Source organism: Herminiimonas contaminans (assembly GCF_015645465.1).
GTDB classification, from domain to species: Bacteria; Pseudomonadota; Gammaproteobacteria; order Burkholderiales; family Burkholderiaceae_D; genus Oxalicibacterium; species Oxalicibacterium contaminans.
Genome location: NZ_JADOEL010000028.1, coordinates 1 through 11,660, shown reverse-complemented (window position 1 = coordinate 11,660; position 11,660 = coordinate 1). Strand labels below are relative to the sequence as shown.

Annotated in this window: 11 protein-coding genes; 3 read left to right on the top strand and 8 right to left on the bottom strand. The window is 49.6% G+C overall.

The window, feature by feature from the left end; genetic code table 11:
* Nucleotides 1-191: 191 nt before the first annotated feature.
* Complete coding sequence (locus IXC47_RS18825; RefSeq protein WP_195876701.1) at nt 192-632, bottom strand: hypothetical protein; 441 nt, start codon at nt 630-632, stop codon at nt 192-194.
* 407 nt (nt 633-1,039) lie between these two features.
* Between IXC47_RS18825 and IXC47_RS18820 the strand changes: the two genes are divergently transcribed.
* Nucleotides 1,040-1,165 carry a YHYH domain-containing protein gene (locus IXC47_RS18820; RefSeq protein WP_195876700.1) on the top strand — a complete coding sequence of 42 codons (126 nt, stop codon included), beginning with the start codon at nt 1,040-1,042 and terminating at the stop codon, nt 1,163-1,165.
* 64 nt (nt 1,166-1,229) lie between these two features.
* Here the strand turns inward: IXC47_RS18820 and IXC47_RS18815 are convergent, their stop codons facing one another.
* From IXC47_RS18815 to IXC47_RS18785, 7 genes are all read right to left on the bottom strand, one after another.
* A complete protein-coding gene (locus tag IXC47_RS18815; protein WP_195876699.1) occupies nt 1,230-1,580 on the bottom strand; it encodes a DUF3147 family protein in 351 nt (116 codons plus the stop codon).
* 116 nt (nt 1,581-1,696) lie between these two features.
* The gene (locus tag IXC47_RS18810; RefSeq protein WP_195876698.1) at nt 1,697-2,071 is read right to left on the bottom strand and encodes a hypothetical protein; all 375 of its coding nucleotides are present in this window, start codon (nt 2,069-2,071) and stop codon (nt 1,697-1,699) included.
* A 54-nt stretch (nt 2,072-2,125) separates the two neighbouring features.
* Nucleotides 2,126-5,230 carry an efflux RND transporter permease subunit gene (locus IXC47_RS18805; RefSeq protein ID WP_195876697.1) on the bottom strand — a complete coding sequence of 1,035 codons (3,105 nt, stop codon included), beginning with the start codon at nt 5,228-5,230 and terminating at the stop codon, nt 2,126-2,128.
* Nucleotides 5,231-5,240: 10 nt separating this feature from the next.
* The gene (locus tag IXC47_RS18800) at nt 5,241-6,356 is read right to left on the bottom strand and encodes an efflux RND transporter periplasmic adaptor subunit (RefSeq protein ID WP_195876696.1); all 1,116 of its coding nucleotides are present in this window, start codon (nt 6,354-6,356) and stop codon (nt 5,241-5,243) included.
* Nucleotides 6,349-6,909, bottom strand: a complete 561-nt coding sequence (locus IXC47_RS18795; protein WP_326838432.1) for a cytochrome c oxidase subunit II — start codon at nt 6,907-6,909, stop codon at nt 6,349-6,351. The genes IXC47_RS18800 and IXC47_RS18795 overlap by 8 nt, the downstream gene beginning before the upstream one ends.
* Nucleotides 6,906-8,120: a TolC family protein gene (locus tag IXC47_RS18790; protein ID WP_195876695.1), complete on the bottom strand. Its 1,215-nt coding sequence runs from the start codon at nt 8,118-8,120 to the stop codon at nt 6,906-6,908. The genes IXC47_RS18795 and IXC47_RS18790 overlap by 4 nt, the downstream gene beginning before the upstream one ends.
* Before the next feature lie 109 nt (nt 8,121-8,229).
* Nucleotides 8,230-8,586: a hypothetical protein gene (locus tag IXC47_RS18785; RefSeq protein ID WP_195876694.1), complete on the bottom strand. Its 357-nt coding sequence runs from the start codon at nt 8,584-8,586 to the stop codon at nt 8,230-8,232.
* Between the two features lie 197 nt (nt 8,587-8,783).
* Between IXC47_RS18785 and IXC47_RS18780 the strand changes: the two genes are divergently transcribed.
* Nucleotides 8,784-9,716 carry a chromate resistance protein ChrB domain-containing protein gene (locus IXC47_RS18780; RefSeq protein WP_195876693.1) on the top strand — a complete coding sequence of 311 codons (933 nt, stop codon included), beginning with the start codon at nt 8,784-8,786 and terminating at the stop codon, nt 9,714-9,716.
* Entirely contained in the window at nt 9,713-11,086 is a 1,374-nt protein-coding gene (gene chrA, locus IXC47_RS18775) for a chromate efflux transporter (RefSeq protein ID WP_195876692.1), read from the top strand. The genes IXC47_RS18780 and chrA overlap by 4 nt, the downstream gene beginning before the upstream one ends.
* Nucleotides 11,087-11,660 lie beyond the last annotated feature (574 nt).

The window sequence follows — 11,660 nt, the reverse complement described above, 5'->3', positions numbered from 1 at the left end:
ACGCACCGCGGTGTTCCTGCACCATCCGTACTGCGCGCTCGCGCACCTCGGGGGAAAACTTGTTTGCTTTCTTCATGGCTCCATTCTCTCAGATAAAGAAGCCTCCACAATTTCCGGGGCGGTTCAATGACCCTAATAATGTTTGATATAGTTTAATCTAGCTGATCGTACTACCCATAGATGAAACCGAATTACTCAAGGCCAAGCGAGCTCAAACGTGTCGATTCATGCCTCAAAAATTTCACTACTTTTTTCAGCAAAAAACGGTTGACCCTGTACTTCTTCCCGGTCCCGTCAACTGCCCAAAGCACTCTCGCGTTGGAAATGACATTCATGCTAATGGTGCCTTGAATGTATTGGCCTGGTTCAAGCTTGGTGCTGGGTTTTAAAGTTGAAGGCGGATACCAGTACTCGTTTTCCCGGCTGAGCGCATGAAAGCCCCCGAACAATATTGATTCTCGTCCTTTATTTGCAACCGTGATGAGTGCGGCAGAATAGGTGCCAATACCATTTGGATTGACCGCCCGGCTTGGATTCAGCGAAACCGTCAAACAACCACCGGTGCGCTGGTTGTGGTGAATCGCAAGAAATATCCCTAAAATGGAAATAACAAGGCTTGCCGCTGCAATCATAAGCTCCTGTACGTCCATCAGACAAAGTTCTTCATAAGATAGTGACAGTGTTCAACGTCGATAGATGCATGAGCAATAATACGCCAATGTGGGAACTGGATTAAATGATAATGCCTTCGCGATAATTAGATGAATATTCGCATCAACGTAGCCACTAATCCGCACACCAAAGTAACCAGCAATTTGCTTTCCAAAGTCGCAGCCTATTCGCATAGTTAATACACCACAATGTTTCATCCTAAAACGGGGGATGATCAAATGTCCGCTTTCGGCCAATAGCAGACACTCGGTTTCTTAATCAGGCACGGCACAGAAAGCGAATTCTCTATTTTGGCCATATTCATGGGATGCGGTAAAGCTCCTCCGCACTTACACTCTATGTATGACTAAAACATAGGGAAATGGCGATGAAAAAAATATTAATGGCAATACTGGTGACCTCGGTTGCATCTTTTGCTTTTGCTCATTCCGGTGGCACTGATAGCAACGGTTGTCATAATGATCGAAAAAATGGCGGTTACCACTGTCATTAATCAGCAAGATTAAAAAACCGGCATTGGCCGGTTTTTTTACGTACCAATTTAGCCGCTAACACTTTTAGATCAGTTCAACACCAAATCGACGCATAACAAATGCAAAAGCAGCAAAGCAAATGAGCGTGATTACGACAGAAGCGAGAAGCGTTGGCCAAAAACCTATCCGCGGTAGCAGTGTCGGGAAAATCAAAAACATCGGCAGGGTTGGAACCACATACCAAAATGTGTACCACGCGTGATTTGCGATTTTTGCTTCGGGTTGTTTCTCTATATAAAGCCAAATCAGTGTAAGCACTGTAATCATCGGCAATGCAGCGATTAAGCCGCCGAGTTTGTCACTACGTTTGGCAAACTCAGAAACAAGAACAACCACGCCGGCAGTGATTAGATATTTGGTAATAATCCAATACATTTTCTATCCTAAATTAATTGAAGTCTCATTGCTCTGATTATCAGTTTACGTGGCCGAAGAGAAATACAAAGTAATGAGTGTCTCGTTCATTACTTGTACACAGGAGCAGCACAGCTTTATTTAACTGCGAATCTCACGTTAACAGTGCTTTTATCTGCAAAAGTAATGGCTGCAACTATCTTTGCACCTTTAGCTAGTTTGACTTCACCTTTGGATACCAACTGATTGTTTCCAGCAGCTTCAAGTGGCACTTCGGTTTTTTCAGCGCCATTAAGAATAGTGAGTTTGCCTGTTGCACCCGCAGTGGAAAGTGCTTCGTCATGATCTTCAACATAGATCGTGGCTTTGCCATCTTTAGCGACTAATTCAAAGTTCAAATCATTTACACTTTGCGCAATACCACCGTGACTTGCTTTTGCGCCGTGTGCGAGAACTTGACCAGTGGTGGTAAGTGCAATTGCCATAGTTACCAAAGCTAAAATCTTCTTCATCGTTTTCTCCAAAAAGTGTGGCGTGTCTTGAATAGGTGCCGCCACGAAAACCTTTTAATATGCATCTTCCTGTGTTCCGGCAATCAGTCGTTCGAGTGGTTTGCGTCCAACTAACCAAAATATCAGCGGAGTGAGAAGCGAGTCGAGAATCGTCGAGCTAATCAGACCACCAAAAATCACGACAGCAACCGGATGCAAAATCTCTTTGCCCGGCGCATCCGCCGCCAATAACAATGGCGTCAAAGCAAACGCTGCCACCAATGCCGTCATTAATACGGGCGTCAGCCTTTCTAACGAACCACGCACAATCATCGGCAGACCGAACTTCTCACCTTCGAACTTGCAGAGGTTGATGTAATGGCTGACTTTGAGGATGCCGTTGCGTGTCGCAATGCCTGCCAAGGTAATAAAGCCAACCATAGATGCGACTGATAGCGATACTCCTGCAATCCACATCGCGATGACACTACCGATCAATGCAAATGGGATGTTGCCCATAATGACCAACGCCAAGATGCCAGATTTATATCGCGAATAGAGCACAATGAAGATCATTGCCAGCGACAACAGAGACAGGCCGACGATGAGATTCATCGCTTTTTCTTGCGCTTGGAATTGTCCTTCGACACTCACGAAATAGGCGCTAGGCATTGGTGTAGCGGCAATCGCGGCACGAACGTCGCCGATGATGCGCGACATGTCAGATCCGTCTGTATTGGCATAGACGACAATGCGTCTTCTGCCATTTTCTCTACCAATCTGGTTCGGCCCGTCGCCTTCCTCAACAGTTGCAATCGATGACAACGGTATTTTCCCCGCAGGTGTATCTATCATTACGCGGGATAGATCTTGGGGTGAACGACCATCGTCTGGTAGACGTATCGTCACATCGAATCTACGCACCCCATCCACAACTTGGGCAATGCGCTTTCCTTCCGAGAGCGTTTCCAATGTGGTCAGCAATTGGCCTGGTGCCAATCCATATTGGGCAGCCTTGCGATAATCCACATGTATCTTGATCTGCGGGATTAGAACTTGCCGCTCAACCGAGAGATCCACCAGCCCTGGCACCGTAACCAAACGTGAACGCAATCCTTCTGCCAATCCACGGAGGGTATCGGTGTCGTCACCGTAAATCTTCAGCGCAATCTGCGCGCGTACACCAGAAAGCAAATGGTCAAGCCGGTGAGAAATCGGTTGTCCAATTGCTACCGACGCCGGGATGGTCGAAAGCTGCGCGCGAATGTCCGCCATTATTTCCTCCCTACCACGTTCCGATCGCTTCAAGTCGACGTCAATCTCTGATGAATGAACCCCTTCGGCATGTTCATCTAGCTCTGCACGGCCGGTGCGTCGACCAACCTTGATGACCTCTGGAACCTGTTGAATGAGCGTTTCTGCCATTGCGCCCATCCGATTGGCTTCTGCCAACGAAGTACCCGGGGTGAATGTCATGCCCATCACCAAAGAACCTTCGTTAAATGGCGGCAAGAAAGCACGAGGAAAGAATGCAATCGTAGATGCAGCGGCAACGACTAGAAATGCAGCCACCGCCAGAATCATTTTTGATCTTGGGAATGACCATTCAAGCACATGTTTATCCCATGCTTTCAAGCGGCTCACCACTGGGCTATCGCCGTGTTGGAGCTGCTTCATATGTGGCAACAGGTAATAAGCCAGCACAGGAGTGATTGTCATGGAAACCAACATTGAGGCCAGTATCGACACAATGTAAGCAATACCAAGCGGCGCGAACAAACGACCTTCAATTCCAGGCAAGGCGAACAGTGGCACGAATACAAGGACAACGATAACGGTTGCATACACGATGCCAGAACGCACTTCGACCGATGCACGCCAGATTACTTCCATTACCGATAGTGATTTGTCTCCGACACTTCGCTGCTTGAGACGCCGCAAAATATTTTCAACATCCACCACCGCATCATCGACGAGTTCGCCGATTGCAATGGCGAGCCCGCCGAGTGTCATCACGTTGATCGATTGACCCAGCAAGTGAAATGCGACGGCAGTTACTGCAAGCGATAAAGGAATTGCGATAAGTGATATTGTGGTGGTCCGGACATTGAGCAAGAACGCAAACAAGATAATCGCAACGAGGATTGCACCATCACGCAATGCTTCCACCACGTTATTGATCGATGCTTCAATGAAGTCAGCCTGTCTAAACAGCACTTCCGGCGCGGAAAGACCCTCAGGAAGCCCTTGTTTGAGTTCACTTAATGCTGCCTCAATATCTCGCGTCAACTTGACCGTATCTGCAGCTGGCTGTTTCTGCACGCTGACGATTACTGCTGGCTTGCCGTTAAGTCCTGCATCTCCTCGTTTAAACGCTGCAGCGAACCGCACGGTTGCTACTTGATCCATTAATACAGGCGTGCCATTCCGGTACGTAACCGCCAATCCTTTTGCGTCTTCCAGACGATTGGTACGCCCCAGATTGCGAATCAGATACTCACGACTATTAAGGTCAATGAAACCGCCGCTTGTATTGGCGGCAAAGCCACGTAGTGCGCTTTCGATTTGTTCAAGCGTCACATTGAACTGCGCCATGCGCGCTGTATCCGGCTCAACCCGCAACTGCCTTACGTCACCGCCAATAGGAATGACCTGGGATACGCCGGGAATAGACAGTAACCTCGGCCGTAGTACAAAGTCGGCATATTCCCGCGCGCGCATTGGATCGGTTTTAGCGATATCAATAGGTAGTGCTATCAACATTACTTCGCCCATGATGGAGGAGACCGGCCCCATGATTGGCGTAATGCCATCGGGCAGTTGTTCCTTCACAAGTGCAAGTCGTTCCGATACCAGCTGTCGGTTCCGATAAATGTCTGTGCCCCAATCGAACTCGGCGTACACAATCGACAAACCGACGCCCGCCACTGAACGCACTCTGGTCACACCAGGCATCCCGTTCAGCGATGTCTCTACGGGAAACGATACCAACTGCTCGACTTCTTCAGGAGCCATGCCTCCTGCTTCTGTCAACACTGTCACCAACGGCTTATTCAAATCGGGGAACACATCGATCGGTGTACGCAGTGCCATTAACGTGCCGTACACCATCAGCAGCAACGCCGCCGCCAAAACAAATATGCGATTGGTAAGACTGAAACGAACTATCCAGTTAAACATGAGTTCACCCCTATCGGATTTGATTGATCAGTGCAGTGCCTGACACAACAACGCGATTTTCGGGAGAAAGTCCCTTCACCACAACGATAGTGTTTGCATCCAATGCGCGTGCTTCAACCTTTTGGGCTATGAACCGTTCAGCACCTGATTTGATCCAGACGATGGGCTGGTTTTCCGGATTGCGTACCAGCGCTTCAGCCGGGAGTGCGATCCCCTTTACCTTTTCGTTCAGTTTAGCGATGACGGTAACGGGTTGGCCCACAGCTAACGCCATTCCTTTTCCCTGCGCCTGAAAAGTGATTGGCAATGCACCATCACGTAAGCTGCGTCCGCCACCCAATAGAATCAGGTCGATAGCTGGAAAGGACACCAGACTTGCTTGCCCTATGCGATTCGCGAGTGCAACGTCCGTGCTGTTTGCTTCAACAAACATACGATTCGGATCAATGATTTCGAATAACACATCGCGTGCTTCTACTATTTGTCCGCTTAAAACGTTTGTGCTGGCGACTATGCCGGACGCTGGCGCCGTAATGCTCTCGCTACCGATGACACTTACAGACACAGCCCGTTCACGTCCTTTCAAACTGCTTAGCTCTGCACGTGCTGCCTCAATGTCTTTTTGAGGAACGCTACCTTCCAGCGATTCGAGACGTTCAACTCGTTGCTTTGCCAAAATTAGGTTGGCGCGTAGGTCAGCTAACTGTGCCTCTTGATTGCTACGGTCAATGGCACTGGCGACGGGTTTTACACGGATGAGAATCTGTCCCTTCTCAACGCGTTGGCCAGCTACTGGTAATCCCTTTGGGCCAGCTTCAATGCGACCAGAAAATGGTGCTTGTACGCGTCCGCCAGCATTCGGATCTATCGCCACGCGGCCATTCAGTTCAACGGTTAGTGGATGGTCATTCTCAACCGCCATTACCGTTCGGATGGCCATACTTCTTTGCGCCTGTTTAGGAACATTGACGCTGCCATCAGGCAGGCGTGCCAATCCGCTACCTGACGCCGCACCGTCTAAGTGCTCCCCATCTGGACCATGCGCACCTGGCGCACCGCTAACTATCGGTGAAAGCAATCCAATTACGAATGCCGGAATGACAAAAAAAGCGAGTTTGTTATGCATGATTATTTCCTGTCGATTTTTTGCGGCGGCGGAATCTGATGATCGCGTATAGCAGTACGGCTACCGCGAATAAGCCCACAGCACTCCATGCCCATGGAAAATGTGAGTGGTCGTCCGCATCAACCTCGCTTGCTACCTTGAGCGTGGCTTCCAGCAAATCACTTTCGTTAGCTGTCGATAACGTGAAGAGAAGCGAATGCTTTCCCGGTGCAGCTAGCGCCTTCAACATACGTTCGTCATTGACTGCATAGTCGCCGTGATCACTATGAAACTTTGCAAGCACTTTCAACCCGTTTAAATCAACTTCCAACTTTGCATTGAGCACTGGCTCGTTGGTTTCGTAACGGTCGATCAAGATCGATAGCTCGTCTGCTTGCAGGCGGCCGACCAATTCAAATGACTCAGTGAAAGTTTCAACACGAGGTCCCGCGTCACGATGTGTGTGTCCAGAGGCGCCATCCAGATGCTCGCCATCTGGACCATGTGCACCTGGTGCGGCAACAGCTGACATGGTCAGCACAAAATATAAAATACAAAATTTGAGTAGCTTCACGGGAGTATTCCTAAGGCTTGATTTAAACGTGCATGGGCTAGTCCCACTGCGACTTTCTGCTGTCTTTCACTTACATCAGCTTCATGGCTGAGTGCGTGAGACCGTAATAGATCGTTCAATCCACGTTCGCCCATACGAAATGACTTGGCAATCAGCTCGGTATGTTCTCGTGTAAGCGCGGCACGCTCCGAAGCAGCTTGCAGCCCTTGCTCGGCGGCTGTTAGTTGTTGGCGCGCCAGTTCTATATCGCTTTGAAGGATGCTCTCGGTTTGCGCTGCTTCTGCTCTAGCGGTTTCGATTTTGGTGAGTGCTGCCGACTCTAATGGAAGGTTGCGCGCATTTGTTCCGAATGGAATCTGGACAGCAATTCCGACACTCTGGGTGGAGCCGCTCACCAACCCATTTTGTTCACGTCGCATTAATAAGCCAACAGTAGGTGGGTCGCTACGCGTCGAGTTCACTGCATGAAGAGACGCTTGCGAACGCTGTATTGATTTACGCGCAAACAGCATTCGGGGATGCGGCTCTTGCATTGATACCGCAATCGGTTCAGGTATAGGGGATGGGATGCTTGGCTGGCCGGTGAGCGTAACGTACCGGGCCGTCGCAACTTGTAGCCGAGTCTGTGCGGCGGTGATTGCACTTTTTGCGGCGAGGACTTCTTGCTGCGCGAGCAAACCATCAGTGCGAGCAAGGTCTCCTGCTTTTACACGACGCATGACATCACCAGAGAGTGCGTCAAGGTGACGCTGATGATCCTGCGCCTCCGCCAGCTCTTCGCGCGCTGCCGCAACTGCCCATAGCTGTTCGCGTACCTCGCCAGCGATAGCTAGGCGCGTATTCGCTATTTGGGCTTCCAACTCATCAGCGCTGACATTGGCCAAGGACTCTCGTGCTGATCGCTGGCCTGGCAACCAAATCGGGGCGGAAACTGAAACCTCTGTTTCGCGATAACCGGTTTGATTGGTTCCGCGGTCATTGCGTTGGGATAAGCCAACTGAAGGGGAGCCGGCAATCCAGGATTGCGCTGACTCTTGACCGGCAACAGACTCGCCTCGGCGGGCTTCCAGCGTACGAGCCAAAGGCGATCTTTGCCAAGCGGCATCAACTGCAAGTGATAGCGGCGTATTGGATTCAGCTAGCGCCATAGGCGCTGCAAGCACCAATGAAGCCAAAAAACATAAACGATGAAATATAGAACTGGCAAACATGCGATCTCCATTCGGTAACCAAAAAGGCGAACCGAAGGTATGCACATGCCAAACGGAATACTTCCGTGCGGAGTTTAATAAATATTAAAAAGGCAATACCCTCGGGGGATTAACCGAGGGATGAAGGAGGTCGCTGTGGACGTTCGAGATGAGGATTTGGTATATGAAAATAGTTGCGTTCTGACTCAACAACGATGAACGCAATCAGTGGGCTTAACGGTGTAACACTAGCAGGCAAAGTTGCGCTCTGTCCCGATGCAGCATGATCAGAAAAATGCTGGGCTGATTCGCTCGAATCATCGTAATGAATTGAGCCGTCGTCACCGTGATGATGACTGATGCCTTCTTGATGCACCAGTTCGTGCGAAAGGTCGTATGCGCTTCCGGACGACAGCCAAGCTTCTTGCATAGCAAAGCTATGTAAGGGCAAAAGCATCAACAGGAAAACGCAGAAATAGCGACGCACGAAGTTCTCGCAGAACAAATAGTGGGCTGATTATAGCAACTAATTTCCACGTTAAACCTTTTCAAATATCGCATCGACTTGGTTATAGGCAATGAACGTCCACCGTTGCTGAGGCTCCTTCGATCAAACTCACGGATCTTGCATCCTCCAATTTATATGGTAGAGTTCAATACATTATTGTAGAGAGCGTTACTAACATGAAATGGATGCTACTGATTCTGACCCTGCCGACTGAAAACGCTACGGCGCGAATGCGGGCATGGCGGGCGCTCAAATCGTCCGGTGCGGCGGTTTTGCGTGACGGTGTGTATCTATTGCCTGAACAAGGTGGCAACAAGGAGACGCTCTCAGAAATCGCAGACGATATCGACAAGAATGGCGGCACGACGCATTTACTGCAGACGAATACGGATAACGAAGCGTTCGTTACTTTGTTTGACCGTTCAACAGAGTTTGCAGAGTTGTCAGCTGAAATTGCTCTGCATCGTGCCAAGCTCAACGACGAGACTGCGAATGAAGCACTGAAGCAAGCACGCAAATTGCGTAAGACATTTGACCAGTTAGTCGCTATCGACTTCTTTTCTAGTGAATCGCAAAAGCAAACCGCTGCAGCATTGCTGGAGTTAGAGACCTCCGCGATTCGCACGTTATCGCCGGACGAACCGCATTCCATTTCAGGAGAAATTCCTCGGTTATCACTTGCCGATTATCGCGGCCGCACTTGGGCGACACGTGCTCGTCCTTGGATGGATCGTCTTGCAAGTGCATGGCTGATTCGTCGCTTTATCGATGCCGATGCGCAGATCTTGTGGCTGGCGTCGCCTGCAGATTGTCCGCCAGATGCTTTGGGATTCGATTTTGACGGCGCGACGTTCTCTCATGTCGGGGCCAAGGTCACGTTCGAGACCTTGTTATCAAGCTTTGGCCTGGACTCACCCTCGCTCTCACGGCTCGGTGCCATTGTCCATTTTATTGATGCCGGTGGCATACAGCCGCCAGAAGCCAGTGGTATCGAACGTGTATTGGCAGGCGTGCGCGCAACCGTTACCGATGACGATCAACTTTTAGCCATAGCGTCAGGCATTTTTGATGCCCTGATAACCAATTTTGAACAGGACATTTCAACATGAGTACCACTGTATCCACGCCGGTCGAATCAGCCGAGGAAGTCACGAGACCTGCTCAGGTTCCATTCTGGGAAGCACTTAAGTTGTGGTTCAAGTTAGGTTTCATCGGTTTCGGTGGTCCTGCTGCGCAAATATCACTCATGCACAGAGAACTAGTCGAACAGCGGCGCTGGATCAGTGAGAGGCGGTTTCTCCATGCGCTGAACTATTGCATGCTGCTACCCGGACCGGAGGGGCAACAGCTTGCGACTTATATGGGGTGGTTGATGCATCGAACCAAAGGCGGCATTGCCGCTGGTGTGCTGTTCGTGCTGCCATCACTATTCTTCCTGATCGCGCTATCTTGGCTGTATATCGCTTACGGTCATGTGCCTCTGATTGCAGGTTTGTTTTACGGTATCAAGCCCGCGATTACGGCGGTTGTTGTACACGCCGTTCATCGTATTGGTTCACGCGCTTTGAAGAACAATCTGATGTGGGCAATTGCCGCAGCATCATTTGTCGCCATCTTTGCAATGAACGTACCTTTCCCTGTCATCGTTGCAACAGCAGCGCTCATTGGTTATCTCGGTGGTCGCTATATTCCGAACAAATTTACAGTAGGCGGTGGTCACGGCGAATCAAAAAAATCGTATGGCCCGGCATTGATCGACGATGACACGCCGACACCTGAACATGCGCAATTCCGTTGGTTTAGCTTGACGAAGATACTGATTGTCGGGGGAGTACTTTGGTGTGTTCCGATGGCAGCTTTGACGTTGCGATTCGGTTGGGACCACACATTGACGCAAATGGGATGGTTCTTTACGAAAGCGGCACTGCTGACTTTTGGCGGTGCTTATGCAGTATTGCCTTACATTTATCAGGGTGCGATCGGACATTACAACTGGCTGACACCAACGCAGATGATTGATGGCTTGGCCTTGGGCGAAGCTAATCCTGGCCCACTCATCATGGTGGTGGCGTTTGTAGGATTTGTCGGCGCTTATGTACAAGCTGTATTCGGTCCTGACTTACAGTTTCTTGCTGGAGCTACCGCAGCAGTGCTAGTGACATGGTTCACATTCCTACCATCGTTTATTTTTATTCTCGCTGGCGGTCCATTGGTCGAATCGACTCATGGCAATCTGAAATTCACCGCGCCATTAAGTGGTATTACGGCCGCCGTCGTTGGCGTCATTCTTAACCTGGCGGTGTTCTTCGCCTATCACGTCCTATGGCCTCAAGGTTTCGTAGGCGCTTTCGACTGGATCGCTGCACTCATGGCAATTGCTGCTGCAATTGCATTGGTCCGCTACAAACGCAATGTGATCCACGTCATCGCGGCCAGCGCAGTGATCGGGTTAATTTTGAAAACAGTTTTTGCATTTTGATTCATTTACGTTATCTGGCCTGCGCGGCTGACTGCAAATGACAAACGAGTTCAAAAGATGGAGTCTGGATGTAGCAAATGCCGATTTGAAGAAGGATATTTCTATTTCATCTAATACCAGTCAGCTGAATGCAGCTGTTTGGGTGATGAAAATAGACAAAGCCGCGGTACGACAACAAGCTTTGAATCTAATGAAATGCATAGAGGCGGACGCCAACTTGCAAACAGCTTGTACTTGTTTACCGGAGATTTTGCTTTTGCTAAATGCCTCGCTTGATGAAACTCTGCACTTACCCTTCCGGGGGGATACACCTTGTTCCGTAAACTTAGAAAGATTGCGTACCTCTATCGCCTCAAATCGCGACTTCCGTTATAGGTATTACAGTTTTATATCTCTGATCCGAGGTTGGCCGAGGTTTTAACCTCTTCATGAATGTCCGCTTTGGGTGGCGGTTTCAACCGGTGAATGCAACACACTAAAGGCTATGCAGATAGCGGGAGTGTGTCATGGTTCGCCGAACAAGGATCATCTATACCGATAGCCAAAAGGCTTTGATGTGGGATCGCTGGAAGAA